The 26,248-nt window shown below is 51.4% G+C and carries 20 protein-coding genes; 2 read left to right on the forward strand and 18 right to left on the reverse strand.

Annotated features, from left to right (window positions below; all coding sequences use genetic code 11):
• Positions 1 to 34: 34 nt before the first annotated feature.
• The 16 genes from C4520_02870 to C4520_02945 form a co-directional block, all read right to left on the reverse strand.
• Positions 35 to 1,648 carry a hypothetical protein gene (locus C4520_02870; protein RJP25075.1) on the reverse strand — a complete coding sequence of 538 codons (1,614 nt, stop codon included), beginning with the start codon at positions 1,646 to 1,648 and terminating at the stop codon, positions 35 to 37.
• A 119-nt stretch (positions 1,649 to 1,767) separates the two neighbouring features.
• Positions 1,768 to 2,589 carry an HAD family hydrolase gene (locus C4520_02875; GenBank protein ID RJP25076.1) on the reverse strand — a complete coding sequence of 274 codons (822 nt, stop codon included), beginning with the start codon at positions 2,587 to 2,589 and terminating at the stop codon, positions 1,768 to 1,770.
• 20 nt (positions 2,590 to 2,609) lie between these two features.
• Positions 2,610 to 3,302: a hypothetical protein gene (locus C4520_02880; GenBank protein RJP25077.1), complete on the reverse strand. Its 693-nt coding sequence runs from the start codon at positions 3,300 to 3,302 to the stop codon at positions 2,610 to 2,612.
• Between the two features lie 45 nt (positions 3,303 to 3,347).
• On the reverse strand, positions 3,348 to 4,532 hold the full coding sequence (locus C4520_02885) for a hypothetical protein (protein ID RJP25078.1): 1,185 nt from the start codon (positions 4,530 to 4,532) through the stop codon (positions 3,348 to 3,350).
• A gap of 6 nt (positions 4,533 to 4,538) precedes the next feature.
• The gene (locus C4520_02890; protein RJP25079.1) at positions 4,539 to 6,887 is read right to left on the reverse strand and encodes an ATP-dependent helicase; all 2,349 of its coding nucleotides are present in this window, start codon (positions 6,885 to 6,887) and stop codon (positions 4,539 to 4,541) included.
• Between the two features lie 19 nt (positions 6,888 to 6,906).
• On the reverse strand, positions 6,907 to 9,876 hold the full coding sequence (gene purL / locus C4520_02895; protein RJP25113.1) for a phosphoribosylformylglycinamidine synthase subunit PurL: 2,970 nt from the start codon (positions 9,874 to 9,876) through the stop codon (positions 6,907 to 6,909).
• 5 nt (positions 9,877 to 9,881) lie between these two features.
• Positions 9,882 to 10,922, reverse strand: coding sequence for a phosphoribosylformylglycinamidine cyclo-ligase (locus tag C4520_02900; GenBank protein RJP25080.1), 1,041 nt, complete (start codon positions 10,920 to 10,922; stop codon positions 9,882 to 9,884).
• A complete protein-coding gene (locus C4520_02905) occupies positions 10,919 to 12,388 on the reverse strand; it encodes an amidophosphoribosyltransferase (protein RJP25081.1) in 1,470 nt (489 codons plus the stop codon). Before C4520_02905 ends, C4520_02900 begins: the two co-directional genes overlap by 4 nt.
• A 3-nt stretch (positions 12,389 to 12,391) precedes the next feature.
• Entirely contained in the window at positions 12,392 to 13,294 is a 903-nt protein-coding gene (locus tag C4520_02910) for a phosphoribosylaminoimidazolesuccinocarboxamide synthase (GenBank protein RJP25082.1), read from the reverse strand.
• Entirely contained in the window at positions 13,287 to 14,588 is a 1,302-nt protein-coding gene (locus tag C4520_02915; GenBank protein RJP25083.1) for an adenylosuccinate lyase, read from the reverse strand. The genes C4520_02910 and C4520_02915 overlap by 8 nt, the downstream gene beginning before the upstream one ends.
• Before the next feature lie 111 nt (positions 14,589 to 14,699).
• Positions 14,700 to 15,503: a 1-acyl-sn-glycerol-3-phosphate acyltransferase gene (locus C4520_02920; GenBank protein RJP25084.1), complete on the reverse strand. Its 804-nt coding sequence runs from the start codon at positions 15,501 to 15,503 to the stop codon at positions 14,700 to 14,702.
• Positions 15,479 to 15,964 (reverse strand): hypothetical protein, encoded by a 486-nt coding sequence (locus tag C4520_02925; GenBank protein ID RJP25085.1) that lies wholly within the window; start codon positions 15,962 to 15,964, stop codon positions 15,479 to 15,481. Before C4520_02925 ends, C4520_02920 begins: the two co-directional genes overlap by 25 nt.
• Entirely contained in the window at positions 15,961 to 16,662 is a 702-nt protein-coding gene (locus tag C4520_02930) for a hypothetical protein (protein RJP25086.1), read from the reverse strand. The genes C4520_02925 and C4520_02930 overlap by 4 nt, the downstream gene beginning before the upstream one ends.
• Positions 16,663 to 16,805: 143 nt before the next feature.
• The gene (locus tag C4520_02935) at positions 16,806 to 17,753 is read right to left on the reverse strand and encodes a hypothetical protein (GenBank protein ID RJP25087.1); all 948 of its coding nucleotides are present in this window, start codon (positions 17,751 to 17,753) and stop codon (positions 16,806 to 16,808) included.
• 192 nt (positions 17,754 to 17,945) lie between these two features.
• Positions 17,946 to 19,649, reverse strand: coding sequence for a glycosyltransferase family 39 protein (locus C4520_02940; GenBank protein ID RJP25088.1), 1,704 nt, complete (start codon positions 19,647 to 19,649; stop codon positions 17,946 to 17,948).
• Between the two features lie 98 nt (positions 19,650 to 19,747).
• The gene (locus C4520_02945; protein RJP25089.1) at positions 19,748 to 20,212 is read right to left on the reverse strand and encodes a DUF3237 domain-containing protein; all 465 of its coding nucleotides are present in this window, start codon (positions 20,210 to 20,212) and stop codon (positions 19,748 to 19,750) included.
• A 224-nt stretch (positions 20,213 to 20,436) separates the two neighbouring features.
• Here C4520_02945 and C4520_02950 point away from each other — a divergent pair, with 224 nt between their 5' ends.
• Positions 20,437 to 22,551: an AsmA family protein gene (locus C4520_02950; protein RJP25090.1), complete on the forward strand. Its 2,115-nt coding sequence runs from the start codon at positions 20,437 to 20,439 to the stop codon at positions 22,549 to 22,551.
• On the opposite strand, the gene C4520_02955 is transcribed toward C4520_02950, so the two are convergent.
• Positions 22,537 to 23,742 carry a PAS domain S-box protein gene (locus C4520_02955; GenBank protein RJP25091.1) on the reverse strand — a complete coding sequence of 402 codons (1,206 nt, stop codon included), beginning with the start codon at positions 23,740 to 23,742 and terminating at the stop codon, positions 22,537 to 22,539. The two genes, C4520_02950 and C4520_02955, sit on opposite strands and share 15 nt — an antisense overlap.
• 192 nt (positions 23,743 to 23,934) lie before the next feature.
• On the opposite strand from C4520_02955, the gene C4520_02960 reads away from it, so the two are divergent.
• Entirely contained in the window at positions 23,935 to 25,203 is a 1,269-nt protein-coding gene (locus tag C4520_02960) for an MFS transporter (protein RJP25092.1), read from the forward strand.
• A gap of 32 nt (positions 25,204 to 25,235) precedes the next feature.
• Here C4520_02960 and C4520_02965 read toward each other — a convergent pair whose 3' ends face one another.
• Entirely contained in the window at positions 25,236 to 26,006 is a 771-nt protein-coding gene (locus C4520_02965) for a ribonuclease Z (protein ID RJP25093.1), read from the reverse strand.
• Positions 26,007 to 26,248: the final 242 nt, after the last annotated feature.

Here is a 26,248-nt window from a genome sequence, read left to right on the forward strand (position 1 = left end):
ATTCTAATTCAAAGATTTGATATAACCTTGAAAGCTAACTCTTAATAAATCTTTTGTAAAAGACCCAAGTGTTGTGAAAACCTCTCCGTTTATTACGATTTGCGCCTCTGAAAATGACAACATTGATTCCAATTTTTCGGCAGATAGGGCAATTACATCTTTCCCAAGGCTTCTCAGATAGAAGTTTTTCATATTTTTCAGCAAAATGATTGTCTTCACTTTGACGTTCTAACAAAGGTCCGTATCTATTTAATGCAATAAGAGTTTCTTCTGCTCCTTTTGGATTGTCTCCAAAAACACCCAAGGAGCGAAGACAATTTTCTTCAAGTATACGAGCTTTCTCTTTGGAAAGTTTCTTATCTGCTACGGCTTCCTGTATCGCTTTGGAATCACTAAACGGTACCCGAACGGCCGCATACCATGTTCCGTCAACCGCCAAATAATTTTGATCCGATCTTAGCCAAGCCTTCCGAAAATATGAGGCAGAATCAAAGCTAGATACTCCCAATGTGCGAAAAAATGGTTGTAGCTTGGGCCGAAGGATCCCAAATAGATGCAGCCATAAGTTTTCTTCGTGCCCTCTTGTTCGCTCTTGCAGAGCTTTCCTGACTGCGCCCACAATCTCGATTATTTCTGAATCAGAGCGTGGTACTAATCCACCCAAAGCTATATGCCGATATCCCATATCTATGTACTGATGCAAGCAGGATATATAGGAGCGGACACCAACGCCCTGAATGACGCCCATAGGTATAAAAGAATAGTTCTTTTTCTTCCATAGTCCAATGAATTCAGCAGCGTTTTCTGTTGTCAGTTTTACTCTTTCGTACCTGGCAGATAGACTCAATATGCGCTTACGTGAACTTCCATCTTTATGTTTTTTTACTATTTCTTGCAATGGTATATGGTCTACTGACGCGCCTATATCAAAGCCGTATTTGTGGTACATATCTAAAGCTTCCATTGTGGAAAAAGGAGGTTTACTCTCCGCTGTATATGAAAATGCCCCACAATCTCCAAACAGAAGCATGTTATCCGGGAGTTGTAGCACCTCTCTGAGGTTTCCAGATGAGCACCTCCCCTTGGCCATTCTATAAATTGCACCTTTACCCATATTCATGTGAGATAAACTTAAAAGCACGCCATCATAAGGGGCATCTTTGCCGTATATTTCATGGGCGTATGCTTTACGAGACTCACCAGCCTTTATGGGTTCTTTGCCTTCGTCTGGAATAAATGGCTCATCAACGTAATCGTCCCAATCAGGAAAAAAATAAATATATGAGCGGATGCTTTTACCTTTTTTTTCGATAGATGCTGTCTTAGATGGCAGTTTTTCAAGCCATGATTTCATGGCTTTCATTTTCATGCCGATGGGTCCTTTTGCGTAAGTAAACTTCGCTTTTGGGAAGATTTTCTCAATCCCCCTGACCGCATTAAGATAATCTGCACCTAAATTCAGGAATATACCCTCCGGCTGTGATAGCTTTTGAAGCGCTGATAGGACCCTTTTGTTAAATGATGTGGCAGAATGCGAGTCAAAACGCTGGTCGTATTGACTTATTATAGTTGTAGCATCGATCAATCCATATTTGGCTGAGAGAATCTTAATCTGTAATCCCGGAGGCCAGCCTTTAACGAGAAGCATTTTTCTTAGAACTCGAAAGTTAACTCCATCATACAAGCACATGGCCGGAGCTTTTATTACCTGCGGTAATTTAGTTTTTGAACAGGCCACTATCAATAAGTGACCTTCGAGGTGAGTTGTCATTTTTTGTAAATGAATTTGCGCTTGTAATTGTTGGTTAAGTTAAATTGATTATTCGCTAAAATTAAATGTGGAAGTTCCTCAAAGGATGATATTGTAAAATGTGGACAAATATCCCTTACCGCCGGCATCCAAAATGGCTGAAAGCCACCAGCGAAATAGATAGTGTAGAATCCAGCTTCCTTAGCAGGCGCTATATCTCGATCAAGCTGGTCTCCGACCATGTAATTTGACTGAGATGCAACATCAAATTCTGCAAGGATCTCTTGATATATCCTCACTTCTTTCCTTGCAACTAGGATTTTGTGGATGTAATTAGAAAGCTCATACTTATTCAGTAATAATTTGCACTTATCCCGGTTACCTTCCGTTAGGATAACCAGAAGCCCACCTCGCTGGTGTAATTTCTTTACGCCCTGACGCACCCCAATCCGTAATGGCGGAATTTCCGATTTCAGTTTTTTAATGAACAGCATCTCCATTTCGTTAATAAAATCTCGGCCCAGCACATCTGTTCCTGTTCTTACTGCTTCTCTCACCGACACGAGGGGAGAATGTCCCGTCAGAGCTAGGGCTAGGGCATTTATTAGCAATCGCGCAGGATATTCCAAATTATAATTATGCAGTCGCGCTAAATTTTGATCCATCCTTCTCAGAAACGAAAGCTTATCATCCGAGGGAGCAGTAACCTTCAAATGCTTTTCGATCTCGGAAAGCAAAATCAATTGGCTTTTCGCATACACCAAATCAGTATCCCATAATGTATTATCTGCATCCAAGACCACTAGCACTTCTCGGTTCCTTTTAGATTTTGCCTTCATATGAACCCTACTTGAAAAAGCTACAATGTCTCTGGGAAAACAAACATCAATCCACAAATGACTATCCACAAAACAAAAACGATTGTACTTAGCCACAACATAAAAACCCCCAGTTGAAGGGTTTGCAGCTTAATTCGAATTTTATAAGCTATTAAATAAGCCTCATGAATGTAATGCTTTATATACAGCAATTGAAGTTGATTACTGCAATTGTCGCAAAATGCTGCTGCCCAACCTCTGGGGGTAGCCTCAATTATCTTTGGAAAGAACAGGAAGGAGGCTGGATTTTTCAAGTCTGCACTTTTCGGAGGTGAACCTTTCGACCAATCATGAGGTACGTTAAATCGTGGTCTAACTGACCAAATTATGAAAGAAGCTCCTGAAACTACCAACAGACAGAAGAGACCGAATACGGAATAGAAAAGCCACAATGTCCAACTCCACATTTGATAATTCATCAATGACCCATTGTCGTCTTTGGGAAGAAGAGCCACAAAAATTGCTCCTGCGAGAGCGCTTAAGAACGCGGTTGCTGTCAATATCCGGTTGGCCTTTTCGTCTTCATATTCCGTAAGGTGCTTTACCTCCTCGAAAGAGGTTTTCGCAAAACTTAGCAGAGCACCAAGGTCTTCTCTTGCAGGATCAAGATTCTTCAGTTCTGAAAATATGGGCTCTGAAATCTTCCGGCTTTCAGAAGGGCTAGCCTTAGCCATTGATCTCTTTGTCCCTCCCTTGTCTTCCGTTATTCCTTCTCATTATTATGGGACTGTTGGCTTGGATTGCTTTTGAGCAGGACAAAAATTCTTGAAATCACATGCTGTGCAGGTTCTAATATTCTGATTAGTCTTCCAGCATTTTCTGATAGCTACTCCAGCAATTTCTGCAAGCACGGAAGCCTCAATTTCTTCAACAGTTTGATCAAATCTGGATAAACTAGCTCCTATCGCACTTTTATTCACGGGAATAATTCTTATTGAGCGATTTTCTTTGAACGTCCTAGAAAGACTAGGTAAATTGCTGCGTCGGTTCCAGCGTTGGATATTTTCTAGGTCCTTGCCTGTTGCCATTATATCAGTTTGGCCTTGGTTGATATCGTTCTTAAGTGCTAGCATATCTTCAATTGATAAAGCTAATTCATTTATATATATGAGTATACCCGCTATTATTTGCTTTGCGCCCACCTGTTGTGATCGTAGCCAGGAATAGGTGAGAATCTGCCATTCGTGATGTTTCCACGTTTCGTCAACAAAAGAAGGGCGGCGCATGCCTTTGTAATCGACAATGATTTCATATTCATCAAGGGAAGAAACTTTGAAGTAATGCTGAACATCTGAATGCTGATTCAAATAATGCAGAAGCAGACTTCCAGATGGAGCATTTACAATGCTAACAGAGCTTATGACATCAATAACGCCCTTCATTCCATAATAATTTGATCTGCTAAGATTGGGATGATAACTTGGCATGTCTCGACTGCACTTCAATTTCACTTCTGCCTCGGCAATTATTGGAAACAGATGCATTCCCCATGTGTTTATGGCCATTTCTGCTCGCTGGCTAGCAATAAGTTTATGTGGATGATTGGCGTCGGGACAAAACCCTGGTGTCGTTGCAGAAGAATCAAATGGACAAAAAAGATTTGGCGGAGGTGGAAGACCTCTCGCGATCAATCTATCATTAATTTGCGCTTCGACATTACGGATGTCTGATTCCCATAGCCACGGAAATCTTCTCTTTTTTGGCTCGTCACGCCATTCACGATACGCCTCTTCCATCAATCCATGGATAAATTCACCAAACCACAACTGAACCGGAGTCGATGGTGGGAGGGACCCTTTATTGTAATATCTATACTGAAGGCCGCATGTTAAGAATGCCAACAAGTCACCCGTCAAGCTGTATTCAGGAATACTATACGGTTTTGGTCGTACAGAAAGAAACATTTGCTCCTACCTCAAATGTGTCAGGTTTTGTAGTCCCCTGCCCCAATGCCAGGTATTACCTCTATCCCATCCGGTGCCGATATTGCGGATTCTATTTTTGACGGCATTCAGCCCAACTAGCAAGAGGACATCCTGAGCTCTACTGAAGGCAACAAAGTAATGTCTAATAAGATCGTCAAATGCTCTATCAAGGGATGAACGTGTTGACGTTCCCAAGGGAGAAAACTGCCTCAATTCATCTTCAATCTTACATGTTTTGCCGCCATCTCTTGGGAATCTCTTAAAAGCCTGTCGCCAGTGATTTATCCTAAAATCACTTCCTACATCTACAATTACAAATGGGAATTCCAGTCCTTTTGCCTGATGAATTGACATGATATTAACTCTGTCGCTAGGAAGCGTATCAAGTAGGTCCTCATTGACTTCTATGGCTCCGCTGGCTAATGGAACAAAGATGTTCCAAAGCGCCTCTTTAACAAAAGCGTGCTCTAGACGGATATCGGCCTTATTTGGGTCGAATAGGATTTCTGCTCCGAAGCTTCCAAACAAACCACTCTGATTGATGGATCTAGTTATAGCTTCAAGATAAACCAATCCTTCTATGTCGTCTTGCATGCTAGGTATCCAAGTCACAAGCTTATAAACTAGATCATTCAGTGGGACTCTCTCCTTTTTCTGAATTCTTCTCCCCAGAGGAATTCGAGATTGCCAAGATTGAACGAACTGTTGAAGATGTTCCTTGTTTGCGAGGTGGTTATTATTGACATAACCCATGGCATGGTCACGCCACGAGTTGAATGTGTTGGCCGCTGTCGTCGGCAGATTTGTTAAACTCTTTTGAACGGAACTCCATGGATCAACACATTCCAGAATTAGACCACAAAGCACTTGCACTTCTGGAATTTGTTGAAGGGGACATCCGCGTGGATTAAAAACTTCAATTCGGGGCGATGCTTCATGTAGTTCAGTTCGTAGGAGAAAGGGAAGTCGCGGTCTATCAGAGTAATCAAATTCTTGCGGAGAAGAACATAACAAGGCAATATCACCGAGAGAGCCATCTTTGTTCAGCTTAATCGTAGCTGCCTGTCCTTTTTGGGGGATCCGCAGACCTTGTCCTCTCGACACTTCTTCAATGAGTACAGCCAAATCATGAGCTAACGATCCGACGTCGTCTCTAAACATACCTAGAATTGGACATTCTTGTGGTTCTGGAATTTGCCGTACGTGTTTAATTTTAGGTTTAGAGTTTACGCGAGCTTTCTGAAATTGCTGATCCAAGCCAATGAAGTTATTTATAAATTCTACGATAGTCGGAGTCGACCGATAATTTAAAGAAAGATATTTTGGAACTGGTTTGAGATTTAAACATTTGGCCATTCTCTTTTCGAACGACCGAAATAATTCTACTGTTGCACCGCGAAAGCGGTAAAGCGATTGATCGTCATCTCCGACAACAGTAATGCTTCCCTTGTTAATTAAGGCAGCACGTGTCAATTCAAAGTATATCTTCTCTTGAAGTAGGTTTGTGTCCTGATATTCATCTATTAGGACGAACTTTATATTTTGAAGAAAGGAGTTTAACTTTTGGGAAAGAATTTGTTGAAAAAACTCTGCTTCTAATTTTGCAAAATCGTACAAAAGCTTCTTCTGTAATTCTTGATTATATGCAGTGATGGCATCACACGCAATTTGTGCTCCCAAATGCTGAGCCTTCCGTTGGAATGCAGAAATATCTATTTGGTCATGAAAGAAACGGTCTTTAATTTCTCTTAAAGTAGAACTTAACTCAGGAACATTTAACCCGAAGGTTCCACCTCTTAAAGAAGCAACATAATTCAGCAGATTTGGGTCCTTGTATCTGCCATTGGAAAAAAGGCCAGTCCGCATCATCAAGGCATTTGAAACAAAATCTTGGACTACGATTGGCGCAGGAGCACCAGGAGCGCGATAATTTCCTAAAGTCTCTTCAGCTATGCTGTCCAGAGTTCCTGTAATAATCCTGTTGAAATCTAGTGACTTCAACCTTGATCTTAACTTCTCGTATGATGAATCCTTTAGGAAAGCAGCACGAAGTTGGTCTCCCCATCCTAGAATCCTTGACCTAAGTTCAGCGGCAGCTTTACGGGTAAAGGTGGTAACCAATACATTCGAGGGGTCCATTTCATCAAGATATATTAACTTCAGCACTCTAAGTGTAATGACAGTTGTCTTACCACTGCCCGGTCCCGCGATAAGATAAAGCGAGGAACCTTGAGCAGCCTTAATCGCTTCATATTGGCTAAGATTTTTTTCTTTTCGTATGTCTCTCTGAATGAAGGTCAATACGGCTTTTTCAAAATCGGGCCAACTAATCATAGATGCACTTTTTACAACCTCACCAGTTCAGCGGCTGCTGCCATGCCCGCTTCAATTGGAATATATCGGCTGAAAGGATCTTTTGTCTGCCATTTTTCAAGACCAGGAGTGGAGATCGTGTTACTTTTCCCGCTCTGGCAAATGGGACTCCATCCATCATTTGTTCAAACTCTTTCGCTTTTCGAGGAGGAACAGTTATCACGAACCGGCTCTGGGACTCGGAGAATAGCAGGTAATCGGCGCGCAGAGGTTCAGGCTGCGGAACGGCGGACAGATCGGCCGTGATGCCGAATCCGCCGGCAAAGGCGCTTTCCGCAAGCGCGACTCCGAGACCGCCGTCGGAGCAGTCGTGGCACGAGGCGATCAGGCGGCGATCGATCGCATCCGATACTCTTGAATAAATCTGTCTTGCAAGCTGAGAATTCACCCGCGGTACTGAATTCCCGATGAACCCGTGGTGCGCGAAGTATTCGCTGCCGCCCAGTTCATTCTTCGTCACGCCGACCACGTATACGAGGTGGCTTGGCCGCTTCACGTCCATCGAAACGACTTTGCGCACGTCCTCGATCCGCCCGAGCACCGAGAACAGGAGCGTGGGCGGCACCGATATCTTGATGTCGCCGATCATGTAATCGTTCTTCATGCTGTCCTTGCCCGAGATGCAGGGAACATCGTACGCCGTACAATAGTCGTAAAGCGCCATGTTCGAACGGACAAGCTGCGCGAGTTTGTAGTACCCGTCGGGCGTCTTCTCCGATTGCACAGGATCGGGCCAGCAGAAGTTGTCGAGTCCGGCCAGATACCCAAGCCGGCCGCCGACAGAAATCGCATTTCTCACCGCCTCGTCGATAGCGCAGGCGGTCATGTGATATGTGTCGAGGTCGCTGTAGCGCGGGCAGATGCCGCTCGCAACGACCACGCCTTCATATGAATCATACAGAGGCTTCAGGACGGCTGCATCGCCGGGCCCGTCATTGGAGCTGCCGATAAACGGCTTGAGCGCGCTCAAGCCCTGGACCTCATGATCGTATTGCCGTACAAACGACTCTTTGCTGCACACGTTCAGCCGCGCCAGCATCTGCTCCAGCAAACGGTTGTAGTCCTGCGGCTCGGGAAGGTCCGGCTCTTCGTGCTTCGGCGCCTTCCAGCGCGCCTGCAAATTCATTCTCGGCACGCCCTCATGCAGGAAATCCATGTCGAGGTGAGCAACCACCTTACTTTCGTACAGAACCTCAAATTTGCCGGAATCGGCAAATGTTCCAAGCACCGTCGCTTCGACGTCGCGCCTCCTGGCCAGTTCGAGAAAGCGATCGATCTTTTCGGGATCAACCGCGAGCGTCATTCGCTCCTGCGCTTCCGATAGCAGGATTTCCCACGGCTGCAGGCCCTTATATTTCAAGGGCGCCTTCTCAAGTTCGATCCGGCATCCGTTGGAGAAGCGCGCCATTTCGCCGACCGACGACGAAAGGCCGCCGGCGCCGTTGTCCGTGATCGCGCGGTACAATCCCAGATCGCGGGCCTCAAGCAGGAAATCGGTCATCTTCTTCTGCGTGATCGCGTCGCCGATCTGAACCGCCGACGTCGGCGACTCGCTGTGAAGTTCTTCGGATGAAAAGGTGGCGCCGTGAATGCCGTCCTTGCCGATCCGACCGCCGGTCATCACGATCAGGTCGCCCGGCAAAGCGGTCTTTTCATGCGCCGGCTCGCCGAGTATCTCCTTCGGCATGAGCCCGCCTGTCCCGCAGAACACGAGCGGCTTGCCCGCGTAACGGTCGTCAAAGAGGATGCTGCCGTTGACATCCGGAATCCCGCTCTGGTTTGCGCCGTCGCGCACGCCACGGTGCACGCCCTTGAAGATGCGCTTCGGATGGAGCAGGCGGGGCGGGAGAGGCTTGTCATAATCCGGTGGAGCGAAACAGAACGTGTCCACATTGAAAATCAGACGACACCCCTTGCCGGTGCCGAAAGGATCACGGTTGACGCCGACGATGCCGGTTACCGCGCCGCCGTATGGATCGAGAGCTGACGGGCTGTTGTGCGTTTCCACCTTCATGACCAGGTTCCACCTGTCATTGAAGCGGATGACTCCGGCATTGTCGTGGAAAACCGATACCAGCCACGGAACCCGCTTGGAAATCTCGTCGGTCGAACGTCTGATATACGTCTTGAACAGGCCGTTGATTTGGCGCCGGCCCTGTTCGTCCTCATAATCGATGAAGGCGTTGAATATCTTGTGCTTGCAATGTTCCGACCACGTCTGCGCAATGCATTCCAGTTCGACGTCTGTCGGCTGATTCGAAAGTCCGTACCTGCTGCGATCGCGAATCGCGTTTTCGCTGCGAAAATAATTGCGGATCACCCGCATCTCATCGAGACTGAGCGAAAGGATCCCCTCGCGGCTGATGCGTATCAGCTCCTGGTCGGACACAGCAAGATCGAAAGCCTTGACATGGACTGGCTGCGGTGTCCCTGCCAACGGAAGCGGGAGTGAGATGCCGCCGGAACGGCGGAATTCATCGGCGTCGGCGATGCGCCACTGTTCGATCAGGCCGTTGGCCAGCAGCCCGCCGGCGATTCTCTCAACCTGAGCCCGCTCCAGGCGGCCCCGCAAAACATATTGTTTGGCGGTGAAGACGGTGCTCCCGTCCGCGCGCTCTCCAAAGATATCGATCATCGCCTCGCGCGAAGTCTTGCCTACATTATCGGTGACTCCGGGTTTGAAGCCGATTTCGATGACCCACGAGAAATCAGAGGCCAGAGGCTGGTCGAGCGTGGACACATCGATGACGGGATCGGCGAACAGGTGCGTGCGAAGCATGTCGGCGTCGTCGCATCTCAGGCTGGTCAACAGCGTGTATACCCGTATTAGCCGCGCGTCGTCGACGGCGATATGCAGGTCTTCCACGATATTTTTTCGAATGGCGTCGCCCGCGGCATCGAATTGATCGCGCCGCAGCCCGACTTCTATTCTGTAGGTATTAAGATCAATCACGGTTACCGCCGGTACTTTACCTTCCCTGTCCCCGAAACTATTCGCCCGATAGTCCAAACGGTCTCGCCTTGTGCGTCCAGATATGAAAGCGTTTCTTCCTCGTCGGCGGGCGATACAATAACGACCATGCCGACGCCCATGTTGAACGTGCGCAGCATTTCGCCCTCATCGATATCGCCTTCCTGCTGGATGAATTGAAATATCGAGAGCGGCCTCAACGATGCCATATTTATTTCCGCATCGACCGCCTTCGGCAGCACCCGAGGCACATTATCGGTCAATCCGCCGCCGGTGATATGCGCCATCCCTCGAATCAGATTCTTATCGAGAAGCCCGCGCACCGCCCGCGCATAACAGCGGTGGGGCTCGAGCAACTCGTCCGCCAGCGTCTTCCCGAGCGCATCCACTCTTTGATCCAGTCGATACCTTCCCGAATCCACCAGCAGCTTGCGCACCAGCGAATATCCGTTGGTATGGAGGCCCGAAGACTGCACTGCAACTATCACGTCGTCCTTTCGGATGGCTGAGCCGTCAATGATCTTATGCTTATCGACAACCCCAATGATCGTTCCGGCCAGGTCATACTCGCCCGGCTGGTAAAAATCGGGCATCTCGGCTGTCTCGCCGCCGATCAGCGAACATCCCGCCGCCCGGCAGCCTTCCGCCAACCCTGAGATCACCTGCTCGGCAATATCGACATCGAGCTTGCCCATCGCGAGGTAATCCAGGAAAAATAAGGCCTCCGCCCCCTGCATCAAAATGTCGTTCACGCAATGAGAAACCAGATCGATTCCGACAGTATTATGCCGGCCGGTCACAAATGCGATCTTCAGCTTTGTGCCGACTCCGTCAACACTCGAAACAAGAATGGGCTCCCGATAGCGCGCGCTGTCAAACCGGAACAGGCCGCCGAACAATCCGATATCCTGCACCACGTTCGCGGAAAACGTCGAGCGCGCAAGCGGAACGATACGCCGCTTCAGCGAGCTTGCGGCTTCGATGTCGACTCCGGCTTGCTTATAGGTGAACGGTTCTTGTGTCATGTCAGGTTGATGGTTACCGGATTCCGCTTGCGGTCGAGATAATATTTGTCAAAGTCCACCTTCAGGCTGATCGGATATCGGCCGGAAAAGCAGGCGATGCAGTATTTGTTCCAGTCGCCGCCCGCAGCCTCTATCAGGCCTTCCTTGCTGAGGTAGTGAAGCGAGTCCACACGGAGATACTTCCGAATTTCTTCAAGGTTGTGGCTGGAAGCTATCAGTTCCTTCCGGGTAGGCGTATCGATCCCGTAAAAGCAGGGATGCGTAATCGGGGGCGAGCTGATACGCATATGAATCTCTTTTGCGCCCGCATTGCGGATCATCTTGACGATCTTTCGACTGGTGGTCCCGCGCACGATGGAATCGTCCACGACGACCACGCGCTTTCCTCTCAGCGCCCCTTTGAGCGCATTATATTTGATCTTGGCGCCGAAATCGCGGATCGTCTGCGACGGCTCGATAAAGGTGCGCCCGATATAATGATTCCGTATCAAACCCATGACAAACGGGATACCCGATTCATGCGAGTAGCCGATGGCGGCGGCATTGGAAGAGTCAGGCACCGGCAGAACCAGGTCGGCCTCGATCGGGTTTTCCCGATACAATGTTGCGCCAAGAGCGTGGCGTACGCGTTCAACGTCGTATCCGAATATGACGCTGTCGGGACGAGAAAAATAAATCAGCTCAAAGATGCATAGACCGGTCCGAGCGGGTTTCGTTCCACCGATACTCATCGAATGAACACCCGAACGATTGATCAGAAGCATCTCTCCCGGCTCGATATCGCGGATATATTTGGCGTCGACAATATCGAATGCGCAGCTCTCCGAGGCAACCACATGGGCGCCCTTTAGAATGCCGAGACACAGAGGCCTGAACCCATAGGCATCGCGCGCAGCTATCAGGTTTTCCGTGTCCATCGCAAGAATCGAATAGGCCCCTTTGACCCGCCGCAATGCCTCCGCAAAAGCCGATGGTAAATCATGCTTTCTCGAGCGCGCCACCAGATGTACAATCACTTCACTGTCGCTCGTGGATTGAAAGATCGAGCCCTTCCCTTCAAGTTCCGAACGCAAAACGCGCGCATTCACAAGATTGCCATTATGCGCAACCGCTAGCGGGCCTTTCGCGTAATCCACCAGTATCGGTTGCGCATTTTTCAGAAGGCTTGAGCCGGCAGTGGAATAACGTACGTGGCCGATGGCTGTGTCGCCGGGAAGGCTGTCCAGGGTGTCTTTCTTGAAAACATCATAAACCATTCCCATTGCGCGGTGACTGTGGAGGCGATGTTCATGCGCCGAAACGATGCCGGCGCTTTCCTGACCGCGATGCTGCAGCGCGTACAGCCCGAGATAAGCAATTCTCGCGGCTTCCGGATGGCCGAAAACGCCGAAGATGCCGCACTCATGCTTCAAAAACTCGGCTTCCGACGCCGCATCAAAGTCACGGGAATCGCGAGAATGTTTCATGTGCTACACGTTCCTTCCCGTCAGCAGCTTAAATGCCTGTTTGTATTTTTCTTCCGTTCGCGCCACAACGTCCGGCGGCAACTCCGGCGCCGGCGGAGTCTTGTCCCAATCGAGTGTCTCAAGATAATCACGCACGTATTGCTTGTCGAAATTCATCTGCGGTTTCCCCACCTCGTAGCTCTCCGCGAGCCAATACCGGGAGGAATCCGGCGTCAGCAGCTCATCGATCAGCAAAACGGCGCCGTCATACTCGCCGAACTCGAATTTTGTGTCCGACAGGATTAATCCTCGAGACGCGGCGAACTCGCTTGCCTTCTTGTAAATCAGCACGCTCTTCTCAGCAAGCAAATTTGCCTTTTCCGGCCCGATTATCTTCTTGGTCTCCGCAAATGAAATGTTGACATCATGACCGCTTTCCGCTTTCGTTGCGGGCGTGAAAATCGGCTCGGGCAGCTTCTCCGATTCCCGCAATCCGGCGGGGAGCGTGATGCCGCACACGCACTTGCTTTGCTGGTACTCTTTCACCGCCGAACCCGCCAAATAGCCCCGCACCACGCATTCTATGGGAAAAGGTTTGCTCTTCTTGACGAGCATCGATCGGCCCCGAAGAACATCTGCGTATGGCCGCGTGGCACGCGGATATTCATCCACATCGACTGAAAGAACCTGGTTCGGAATGATGTCCTGCACAAAGTCAAACCAGAACTTGGATAACGCGGTCAGCACCTTCCCTTTATTTGGAATCCCATTGGGAAGAATACAGTCAAACGCCGAAATGCGGTCGGTTGCAACCAGCAGCAGGTGGCCGTCCACCTCGTAGACGTCGCGCACCTTCCCGCGCCGGTGCAGTTTAAGACCGCTGAAGTCCGTCCGAAGCACAACGGATGAATTCGATTTCTTACGCACTGTTCAAGCCCGCCCTTTGAAAGATTTGATCAACGAACCGAAGGTGATGCTGCAAATCAAAGCACTCGTCCAATTCTTGCTCCGAAAGGCGCGACATGATATCGCGGTCCGCAAGGAGCGCCCGGCGGAAATCCATGCCCTCCGCCCATACCTTCATCGCGTTCCGCTGGACCAATCCGTACGCCTCTTCCCGCGTCAGCCCCTTCCCCACCAGTTCCAGAAGGATGCGTTCGGAAAAAAACATTCCCTTGGTCTTCTCAAGATTCGCGCGCATGTTGTCGGGATAAACCAGCAGCTTTTTTATGATGCCTGTGAACCGCGCAAGCAGATAGTCAATCAGGATGCAGCTGTCCGGAATGATGACGCGCTCGACCGAAGAATGCGAGATGTCGCGCTCGTGCCAGAGCGCTATGTTTTCAAGCGCCGCCATCGCATTGGCGCGGACGACGCGAGCCAGCCCCGAAATCTGCTCGCACCGGATCGGGTTGCGCTTGTGCGGCATCGCAGATGACCCTTTCTGGCCCTTCTCGAAATACTCTTCCGCCTCCAGAATCTCCGTACGCTGAAGACTCCTGACCTCGGTGGCGAATTTATCGAGAGAACTTGCAATCAAAGCGAGAGCCGTCATGAAGTCCGCATGCCGGTCGCGTTGAATGATCTGCGTGCTCACCTGCGCCGCTTTCAATCCCAGCTTGTCGCAGACATATTGCTCGACGCGCGGGTCCGAATGAGCGAACGTGCCGACCGCGCCGGATACCTTCCCGACGCTAATGACCTGCTTCGCCCGCTCCATCCGCTCGAGATTCCGCTGAGTCTCGGTGTACCAGAGCGCCATCTTGAGGCCGAACGTGATCGGCTCCGCGTGCACGCCATGCGATCGCCCGATCATAACCGTATTCTTGTGCTCGAGCGCTCGTTCCTTCAGTACGCCGAGCAGATCGTTCAAATCGCGGATGACGAGGTCGCTCGCCTCGCGCAGGTTCACCGCGAGCGCCGTATCCAGCATGTCGGAGGACGTGAGCCCGAAGTGCATGAACCTTGAATCCGGCCCGACATGCTCTCCAACAGCGGTGAGAAACGCAATGACGTCATGCTTCGTTACATCCTCAATCTCGGCCACTCGCTCAGCCGAAAAATTCGCTTTCTCTTTTATGGTCGCCAGCGCCTGGGCCGGTATCTTGCCAAGCTGCGCCCACGCCTCGCACGCCAGAAGCTCCACCCGGAGCCACGTGCGCAGCTTGTGCTCTTCAGTCCAAATGCCGGCCATCTCCGGCCGGGAATACCGTGGTATCATCGGTTCAAAAACCTCATCCGTTCACGGATTGCAACTTGCTGGGATTGGTAGGTTTGCATACGGCCTGAACGGGAATGACATCTGTATGATAACAGGTTCGTTCTTCCTGAGTCAAGCTTCTTTCAGGGGCGGGTTCCCCTTGGCTTCCTTCATCTCCAGCATCGCGCGGCGAACCCGTTCCATCAATTCATTTCTGCTCTCATACGTGTATTGTGACGCGTCAATCGGTTCGCCAAAGATCACCCTCACGCGCCCCGGACGAATGCGCCACGTCGTCTTCGGCAGTACATGGTACGTCCCCTCGATGACAACCGGAATCACCGAGACCCCCGCTTTCACTGCAAGCACGAACCCGCCTTTCTTGTATGAACCGAGGCTGCCGTCTGGGCTGCGGGTGCCTTCCGGAAAAATGAGGAGCGGCATTCCCGCCCGTACCATTTCTGCTGCGCGATCAAGGCTGCTGAACGCCTGGGCCCGGTCGCCGCGGTCAATGCTGACATACCCGGCCGCACTCATAATCCAGCCGAAGATCGGGATTTTAAACAGGCTTTTTTTGGCGACGATCCGGAATTGCTGCCGGACTTCCTTTATCAGGACGGGAATATCAAAGTGGCTGTTATGGGTGGACATGATGATAAAGGAGCCGCCGGGCGGGATGTTCTCGCCCCCCCTTGTGTCTACTTTGACGCCGCATGTCCATAACAATAGCCGCGCCCACGTCGCGATGAACCAGTAGCTGGCGTTGCCTTTCGGGTTGATTAGAGCGAAAAGCAGGCAAGGAATTCCGAGTATTGTTGTATACAGGCCGATGAGGAAGACATACATCGCGGCCTGCGCGATTCCGGTGCGCATACCCCGATCCACATCTGCGGCAGCGCCTGCGGAATGACTCAATAGACCTCCTTCTTCCTCCATGATCCTCCGGCGAAAGCGTAAACGATCTCGCGTTTTGATGAATCCGAGAGAAGGAAATGGCTGTCCTTCCTGCAGTCTTCCCTCGTCGCGCTCTTTCGGGTCAGGTAAATGTTCTCTTTGAAACTGACGGTCGCAATATACGGCGTATCGACCGAGTTCGTCCGGCGCATGTTGACCGTCGGCTCCTCGCGCTCATGATACACCCGATAATATCTGCCGCCGCTCTCATACACTTTTACTTTGATCTCGCGCTGATGATACTTGTTGAATTGATTGATTTCCTCGCGGAGCACCTGATCCAATGCTCGTTTGGCGCGGTCCTCCTCGCTGCACGCGGAAAAGGAAAGCAGGAAATGAATCGCAAGAAGCGAAGGAACAACGACAAAAAACCGTCTTCGCAATTTTTGAAGGGCGTGCTCCAGCATGCCTGCTTTAACTTCGCTACTGTCTTTCCGCCTCATTTCCCCTCGTCTCCACTCACCAGAATTTCAATCCGCTCATAGAACCGGGTCTTCTTCAATTGGAAAGTGCTGGTCTTCTGGGGGTCCGCGCCATAATGTTCCCCGAGATATCCGAGCCGCGCCGTGCCAAAATCTATCTGCTCATCAAACGGGTCCCATGCCTTGAAATCCACCCGCACGTTTCCATTCCAATCACGGGAAAATACCGTGAAAAAGAGCTGGTCGTCTTTGACATACACATCTTTAAAAGTGAGCATCTGGCTCGAACTGCGCATGATGATCTTCGGCTGGGGAGCGGTTATCGCAGTGGCCTTGTCATACACGTAATACAACACGATGATTGCGAGAACGGCGATAATTATTCCAAACCCGATGTTTTCCCGGCGCCTCCGCTTCTTTACCTTCGCGATAACATCCGCCCGCCGCCACTCGTCCTCCTCCGCCGCCTCCTCAGTCGCCGGCTCGGATACCTCGATGAGGCCGTCAACCATCTTCTGGACGTAGTCGTCTCCCAGCTTGCCCGGCGAAGATCCCGAGCTTTCCGCGGAAACAGGTTCCGTACCGCCTTCGCGAATGTTGATCTTGCTGAATCCGAATTTCTGCAGTTGCGCCTTTACTTCCGCTGCGCTTTCAGCCGACGTCGTCCCGCTTACAGATCGGCCTTTCCGGTCGACTCCCTCATAAGAAAACTCTTTCACAATCGCACTCCGGGACTGCTGGCACGGTCATCATTCGGGCTGGCTTGCTGGATGATACCACAACGCTGGAAGGCTGTCAACGAAAGGACGATTTGCCGCGAGATCATGTGCAATTGATTGATATCGCCCGCATTACGGCTCGGTCACTGCGTCGTAGAAACGGCGAGCATCGGAACAATCCGCGCCTCGTCTACCGGCTTGCCATCCGCAGTATAAGCCAGGGAGCGGCACGAGTTGGCCGAGAATTCCAACACGAGAACGACATTGTCCTGATCGTTTCCTCCGGCTAGCATAGGATCGTTCTTCTTCAGATCGCCTTTGTTCAGTTTTCCGCCGCTGCCAGCGGTGAGATAGGTAATGCCTTTAACCGGATGAAGCCGCTCGTAGATATGATTATGCCCGGATATGACCATGGTTACACCCTGTTCGAGCAGGATGGGTTCGAGCAACGCGGTCAACACGGGATCGGCCGGATGGTGCTTCGCGGCCGTGTAAAGTGGATGATGCATCGCAACGACTTTCCACCGCGCGTTGCTTTGGCCGAGCGCCTGCTCGAGCCACTGGATCTGTGGGGCATCGTTTTCAATTCCATTGGAATTCAGGAAGAATACTTCTACAAGATTCTCGCCGAACACCTTCGAGTAATACGGGCGGCCGTTCATATTGTACTGAGGAAAATACAGCTGATGCTCCTTCATCCCGCGACGCAGGTCATGGTTCCCGAGAATTGCGAAAAATTGCGCGCCTCGCCCGATCAGGGAAGCGTACGGTATGGTGAATGTCTTCCGGAGGGAGCGGGAAGGCGACCCCCACAGTGGAGTGTTGTCGCCAAGCAAAATGATTCCCTCAAGCGATACCGCCTGATGTACGCGGTCGAGAAGATGCGCGATTTTCGCCTGGCGCCCGACGCCCGAGCGTACATCTCCCAGCGCCGCTAAATGGATTACTGATTCTCCGGCCGGCGCCAATTCTTCAATCTCAAATTCTGCAACCGATGACTCCGCGGAGAATCGATCCGATTCGATGACCCCAAAAACAAAGCCAACAACTATCATGAAAAACACGAGACACCTCAGAAAACGCTTTTTCATCAGAAACTCTTTTCCTTCTGGCGCTGTAAGTGCTTGAACGCGAGAATGAGCGACGGGGAATCTGGATGCGCCGGATAACCTTTGCGAATGGCTTCGCACCTGACATATGCTGAATGGCGTGCAGCAGATATGGCTACATAGTCTCCATGTTATCACAGTTCACGGAATGATGACAATGGGGTGTCGCCGAATTCATCCGGCGTGGTGGACGAGAACACAAACCAGGTCGCGGCTGCCGACCTGCCCGCGCGCGATCTGGTCGAGGATGAGAAAATCACCGGCCTCAAGCAACTGCAGGCGCTTGTGTTCGAGCACCACGTAAATATTCTCGTCCTTCCCGAGCGCCTGCATGACTTCCTCATTCGAATTGAGCCTCGTCATATTTCGGCCCATGTAATAATTGATGTTCGGCCGATACGTCTGATAGAAGTAAAGAGAATCCCCTTCCTCTATTGCGCCCCTGACAGCGGTGCAAAATGAACGGGCCGAAAGATATTTATCGGCGGCCGGAGCTACATACCCGAAAAGGGCCGCCGATATCAGGATGGTCGCCACAGCGACGCCCAGCAAAGCGGATAGAGGGGGGATATTCATCAGGCGGCGCGCTACAAGAAACAGACCCGTTTCTCCCACAATCGCCGCTGCCAGCGCAAACCAGAAAATCTCGCGCAGGTAGACGTACGAGATTATCGTAAACACCGGCAACGCGACCGCAGAGGCGAGCGCGAGACCTGCGCATGGAACCCAATATTCGTTGCGCTCTCTGAGCCGACCTTCGAAAGGATTCCGCTTGATCAAGGCCCAGCTCATAAGCAGGCTCGCCGCCGGGAATAGCGGCAAAATGTATTGGCTGCGCTTGCCGGAGATCAAAGTGAAAAAGACGATGATAGCGGCGAACCAGACGAACAGAAAACGAAGCCCCTGATGCGCTCGCAGGTTGGCTTCTCTTTTCAGCGTTCGCACGGTCAGCGGAATAAAAAACGTCCAGGGCAACAACTGCCACGGGATGTTGTACAAATAGTAGAAAAACGGCCGTCGATGCGAATACGAGTCAAACATACGCCCGCCGGTTTGCTTCGCCAAAACCGAAATCGAGCCGTATACCCCCTCGCTTTGCACATAGGCCGCCCGCCACCACGGCGCTACAACAAGAGCAACCAACGCAAGCCCCGCGACAAGGCAGAGCGTAAAGCGCAGAGATTCCCGCCAGGCCCCCTCCCGCCGCAAGACAATCTCCGAGCCGATAAAAACGAACATTACAGCCACCGGCACGACCAACCCCACCGGCCCCTTCGCCAGCGCTGCCGGCGCCAGACTCGCAAACCCCGCAAGATAGAAGGCGACAGCGCGCCGTGCATAAGCAGCGCAAAACAGACAGAGGGCCGCGCTGATGCTGAGCGCAAGCAGCATGTCGATGACGCCGATACGCCCGATCCCTACGAATTGTGCGCTCGTCGCCATGATCAATGTCCCCAAGAGCGCCTCGCGCCGCCCAAGAAGCCAACTACCGAAGAAATACGTCAAGAGCATCAGGAGCAATGAGGCCGTCGCCGACGGAAATCGCGCGGTCAGTTCGTTTACGTCACCGAGAGGCTTTGAGAGAGCGGCCACAAGCCAAAAATACAAGGGGGGCTTCTCTGTATAAATTTGGCCGTTCAGATGCGGGACGATCCAATCGCCCGAGCGAAGCATTTCACGCGCCACCTGCGCGTAGCGAGGCTCGTCAGGGCTCCACAAGTCATACGAACTCATCCGAAAGAAAAACAGGAAGTATGCGCTCAATAAAATTATGAGCAGGTGCTTCAGCGGAATGCGCCACCAAGGTCCGCCCTCTTCCACCGTTGCAGAAAACCCGTTGACAGGCCAATTGGCTCGCCATTTTGATTCAGTTGTCACCCTTTATCTCACCCAGGCGAGCCCCTTCGCACGATCATTCCGCACCGTGAGAACGACCCGGTGGGTCGCCCGCTTATAAATTCTTCGCAGATTTGGCCTCATTTGATCTTGTATATGCTGTACTTGACTTTGTTTTCTCCTGAAGAGCCCACCCCCACCGCAAATGTTCCATTGAGCCATGAATACTTCGGAGAAGAGGTGCGGAAGGTGGGATTCGTGAGGATTCTGAACTCACCGCCTTGCGGTAGACCACCCTGCGCCAGCTCCTTCTTCACGTCTTCCGGAAAATCGATCAGGCCCTTGTAATAGACATAAATAGCTGCGCCGTCGTCCGTTTCCAGCGTCGCCCGCACATCGAGCTGGCCGATGCCATCCGGCCGGATAACAAACCAATCCGCTCCCACAGGTTTCAGGGTCCCCCTCAGCTTCGGCCCCTCAAATTTGCCTCCCTGGATGTAGAAATGAATCCGCAGGCCCTCCGGCACCTGCCCTATCAATTCGGGCAAGCTCAACTCCGCTTCAATGTCAAATAAGTATTCGGTATCAAATTGGTACGCAGGCATGTGTTTCCTCCCTGTTTCGAGGCGCTCCCTTCGATTCGTTTCCTGCGAGGCAGGCGTTACCTGAGCCAAGTATATAGCACTGTCCAAACCATTATCAACGGCAAATCCCGACGGTAAAGGCAAAATTCCAGACTTGCGCTCGCTATCGGCTAGTCGCAGTTGAATTTTGGGACTATAATTTGATCTAATATAAGTGGAGAAAGTGTCAATCAAGGAGGAAGCGCATGCGAACAAAATATATTCTTATCGCCGCAGGAGCGCTGATCTTGATTGTGGCGATTGTGATCAGCGTGGTCCTGATCCGGTTTGACTACAATACGCTCAAGCCCAGAGCGGAGCGCGCGGTTTATCAGGCGACCGGCCGCGAACTGAATCTTGAGGGCGATGTCAAACTCCATCTGGGTCTTTCGCCCATACTTGCCGTTGAAAGTGTCACCTTCGAGAACGCCGAGTGGGGTTCTCAACCCAATATGGCGACGATGGAACGCCTCGAAGTGCAGGTCGCCCTTATCCCGCTCCTTCGCAGAGACATCCAGGTCAAGAATCTGGTGCTCGTCGGGCCCGATATCCTTGTCGAAACCAGCAAAACCGGCGAATCAAATATATCCTTTGGTCAAAAACCGAAAAAGGAGGAGCAGCCTCCTGAGCCCAAACCCGGCGAGGATGGGGATGGACTGAAGTCATTCACTTTCGAGGAGGTACGAATAGAAAACGGGCGGCTGACTTACAAGGATCAGAGAAAGGATACTACCCACACTGCCACTCTCCTGAGCTTTCAAGCCACTGAAAAAAGCGGTGGTTTAATTCAAATGGAGGCCGAAGGCGCTTATAACGAGAATCCGTTTGAAATGGAAGGTACAGTGGGCTCCCTTGCGGCAATCACCGATCCGCAGGATCCGTGGCCGGTGAAATTGAGGGCCAAGACGCTGGGAACCGATGTACATTTGAATGGAGCCGTTCAGGATGTGCTTGGGGCAAAGGGTATTGATTTGAATCTTATAGCAGAAGGGCAGTCCCTGACTGAAGTTGCGACATTGGCGGGTGTGAAAGAGGTTCCGGATCTTGGGAAGTTTGACTTGTCAGCCAGATTGACCGATCCCGCAGAAAACACCTATAAGTTGTCTGATATCAAAGCGCACCTGTCTAATAGCGATATCTCCGGTACAGCGGAGTTTTCAATGGAGGGTGAACGACCTCGGTTTTCAGCGGCTTTTGAGTCGCAAGTCCTTGACCTTCGCTCAATCATGGCGGAGGAGAAGAACAATTCAAAGAAAACCGAGCCCGCCGGTCAGACCCAATCCACGAAACAGAAGGTTTTCTCAGAAAATGAATTGCCCCTGGATATCGTTAAAAAGGTGGATGGAGAGGCCAACCTGCAGGCTAAACACATCCTCTTGCCACGGCTCGCACTCACCGATTTGGCAACCAAGATCACCCTGAACAATGGAACACTTGCGATACAGCCGATACAGGCTTCAGCCGGCGGCGGGTCCTTCGCCGGCCAATTGAATCTGTCAGCAAAAGCCGAGACAGCCGATCTGAATGTTAATCTGAAAATCGATCAACTCGACCTCGAGCGCATGCTGAGCGAGTTGGGAATTGTGGACCGCATCTACGGTAAGCTCGATGCCGATATCGAATTGACGGGAAACGGTGATTCAGTTGCCGAATTGATGGCCGGGTTGGACGGGAAGACCGTGATGAGCATGGGCGGCGGGCGAATCAATAACAAATATCTATCACTGCTTGAAGGAGATTTTGGATCGGGACTCTTCCGCCTGCTGTACTCGCCGTCGGAAGGAATGGATTATACCGAACTGCAGTGCTTTGTCAGCCGGTTCGACATCAAGAACGGGCTCGCAAAGAGCACCGTCCTCCTCATCGCCACCGAAAGCATAACCGTGGCCGGCGAGGGAATCATTGATTTGCGAACCGAGGAACTCGATCTCGCAATTGTGCCTGCCGCTAAAGAAGGAGTGCTCGCCGAAGCCGGCGCCAGGACGGGAGTTGATATCGGCGAATTGAGCAAATCCTTCAGACTCGGAGGCACTCTGGCGAATCCAAGGCTGGCGATCGATCCCCGGCAACCGGTGACGATCATCAGTCAGCTTTTGGGCGGTAAACAGGAGCCTTCCGGCATCGCCGCAGTTCTCGCCGGCGAATCGGAGGGCGACGATCCCTGCTCAATTGCTATGAACATTGCAGAAACAGGTGAGGTGCCACAGGCAGCCCCCAAAAAAGAAGAAGGGACAATCACGGAGCAACTGCCTGCCGATATGCCGGGCAAAGATGTTCTGGGCGAGGCGGAACAGCAGTTGAGGAAACTATTCGGGAAATGATAACGCTGAGGTCGGCGCGAGAAGGCTTTGTTCTGCAGGCAAACTTATCCTGACAGTCGTCCCTCTATTCTTCTTGCTTCTGATGATCATGCTTCCCTTGTGCGCCCGCACAATCTTTCTCGAAATACTGAGCCCAAGCCCTACGCCACCCGGTTTCGTACTGAAAAAGGGCTCGATGACGCGTGGAAGGTTCTCCGGAGAAATTCCGCATCCGCGGTCGGCGATTCTCAGTATCACCCGCTTCGGGTTTTGATATGGAAAATTTCGCGACCGGATCGCGAGTAAGCCACCACGGGGCATTGCTTCAATAGAGTTGGTGATGATATTGGAAAGACCTTGCGCAAGTTTTTCCTTGTCTCCCATCACTCTTACCGAATCGACATCCAGCTCTTTTCTCACTTTGGTATTCTTGAGCTTGTAGCTTACCTTGTCCAGGGCCTCGTCTACCACCTCGCTGACGGTTAACGATGAAATCTGTAGATGCAAAGGAAGTGCATAATCCACCAGATAATTGATGACTTCGGCCAGAGCATTGACTCCGTAATGAAGCTCCCCCAGTATTTCGATCGTATTCCGCTGCCCTTTCACTTCCTTTGCCAACATCTCGATTCCCATTTCAATCACCTGCAGCGGATTTCGCACTTCATGAGCCACAAAAGCCACTGCACGCTCCAGGGCCGCCAGCCTCTCCGCGCGACTGAACAATTCATGTTTACTTCTTAACAAAGTGATGTCACTGGCAACCCCCGCAAATTTCACCACCTTCCCGTCCTTGTCGGTAATGGGAAAACCCCGGTCTCGAATCCAGCGGATGGAAGCATCCGGCCGCACAATCCTGTATTCCATTTCTTCCTGATATCCACCCTTCATCCAATTAAAAACCCGCGGACGGTCGCGCGGATGAATGGCTTCCAGGAAAGAATAAGGCTCCTTGTGCAGGCTTTCGCGGGAGCGCCCCCAGATCGTCTCATACGCCGGACTCACATAAATCATCTTCTTCGGATATGGCGTGCTCATCCAGAAAACATCCTGAATCGTCTCCGTCACCAATCGAAACTTCTCCTCGCTCTCTTTCAACTCCTTGACGGCTAGCTCGCATTTGGTTGAGATTTTTTGCAGTTTATCCAGTTCCGCTTCGAGGTGAGCAACACTTTCCAGCAGTTGCTCCTTTGTTTTCGCCGTGCGCACCATCGCGTTCTCAACAAATGCGTCTCTCGCTGGGAGAGCACGCAGGTCGTTACGTAAAATATCCTGTCCCTATTTTTGCACGAATGAGCCATTATTGCCACCGAAGCAAAGATCAATATGCCGATTTACTGAACCGCCCGCATTGCTTCTCGTATGCTATAATGACAAAAATCTCACGGTCCCGGCCCGGCAGATATGAAAAATTCTTCGAGAGCACCTCAAAACTGGCTGTATCTCGCTCAACTCAGCGTCAATTACCTCGGCTGGGTGTTCTGCTGGAACGTCGCCACTACCTACATGTCCCCAAACATCTTGCTCGGACTCGTAGACGATTCAGTAAAAAACACCCGTCTCGGACTGATGAGCGGCGCAGGGAATATCATGGTGATCATCCTGATTCCGCTCATTGGCGCCCTCAGCGACCGAACAACCAGCGAGATGGGCCGCAGAAGACCCTATTACATCGCTGCCGCATCCATGATGGCCGTCTTCATCATGCTGATGGTCTACTCGGGAAACTATCTGTTCCTGCTCGCCCTGATAGTGCTCATGCATGCCGCGGCCGCGCTGTGGTTTCCCAACCGCGCGCTCGTCCGCGACATCGTCCCCATCGAGCGCCGCGGCCGTGTCTCCGGCTTGATCCAGATAGCCAATCTGATCGGGATGATGTCTGCCCATGTTCTCGCACCACGGCTGGTGGAGGCCGGACGGCTGCTGCTTCTTGCCATTATCGCGGGCGCTGTCAACGTTGTCTCCAATCTCTGGGTCGCACTCGCCATAAGAGAGCCTGCTCCGGCCTTTCGGTCGGCGCGGCCGGCGGATTCATGGAAGGAAATCTATTTCCCGAAACTCGAAAGCGGCGACGGCCTGAAGAGACTGGCCGCCTTTAACCTCCTGACGCAGATGGGAATGGTGGCTATGGTATGTTTCCTGCTCTACTTCATCAAGGACCAGGTCGACCCGGTCCACTTCAACAAGACTTTCGGTACCGTCGTCCTCATCGCGATGACTGCGGCCATCCCGTCTTCGTTTGGCTCGGGTGTCATCGCCGACCGATTGGGACGCAAACGAGTGTTGCTTATCGGTTGCTTGCTCCAACTGGCTTGTATCCTCAACTTCCTCATTTCTCCGCGTCTGCACTCCACACTCTATATCAGCGGACTCCTTTACGGCCTGGGCAATGGCGCATACCTGAGCATGTATTGGACGCTTGTTTCAGATCTGGTTCCCGAGGCCGATGCGGGAAAGTATATGGGATTGATGCAGTACACGTTCCTCATTCCGTGGGCCATTGTTCCCCCTGCTCTGGGTCCGATGGTCGACAGATTCGGCGCCTCGTCAGGACCTGGATACAACATTCTGTTCGTCGTGATCGTTTTCTTGCTGGCAGGAGGACTGATCATGATCCGAAAAATCCCGGAAACATTTAAAACCGCACCAGCCCCTGTCGCTGATTTTTCTTGATTCCCGCCGATCTTCTGTGAAAGTTTGACTTCTTACCGCGAGCGGCTTCTACCCAGCTCAAAAGACATCCCGTCTTCAGCTACGACCACTTCACCGTGATACGCCCTTCGGCACTGGCCGGCCAAATCGTAACCGGCGGCAACCGGATATATATGCGTCAGCGCCAATTTCCTGCAAGCTGCGCGCTCCGCCATCTCGCCCGCTTTCTCCGGAGTTAAATGGCCGGGAACCGCTATCTCATTTGGATAAGAGCATTCCAGTATGAGCAAATCGCTTCCGTCCGCCAATCGAATTATGTTTTCACTGTAATCAGTGTCTCCTGAATACACCAGAGCGGCGCCGTCAGCCTCAAGACGATACGAATATGCCGGCTGCGTATGCTCGGCCTTTGTCAGATCCAGCCGCCATGTCGCCCCCTCGAGCGGCTCTCCATGCAGCTCCTCGATGAAGAGTTCGTATCGTTTCGGAGTAAGCCAGTCTCCGTAAGCTGTCACAAGATTCTCATAAAGCCTCTGAATGCCGGGCGGCCCAAAGAGCGCCAATGAATTCGTGCGGTTGACATCCGGAATGTTCAGCGCAAACAGAAGCGCCGCCAGATCGCCCACGTGGTCGGTGTGAAAATGGGTGAAAAACAGCATGTCCAATGCCGCCCAATGAATCCCGGCATGCGCCATTGCCCTTACGGCGCCAGGACCGCAGTCGAAAACCAGCAATTCTTTCCCCACATTCACCGCAATACAGGGCGAACCGCGGTCTGGATTCGGTATCCCGCAGCCTGACCCCACGATGGTTACTTTCACAATGGCTCCTCCATCTCTCCTTCTATCACCCTATTCAGAATTTATCAAGATATTATAGCTCTCCCAGCCTCTTGCGATTCCGATTTCCTGCCATTAATTTGTCATTTTCCCACATTTATCATGTTTCAATACGAAACAACAAGCGGCCTCACTCTCGACGATCTTACCATTCAGCGCCCCCATGAACAGATATAACCACCTGACAAGCAAAGAGTTACAAATAAATAATATAGTTGGCACACCGG

The organism is Candidatus Abyssobacteria bacterium SURF_5, assembly GCA_003598085.1.
Classification (GTDB): Bacteria; Abyssobacteria; SURF-5; order SURF-5; family SURF-5; genus SURF-5.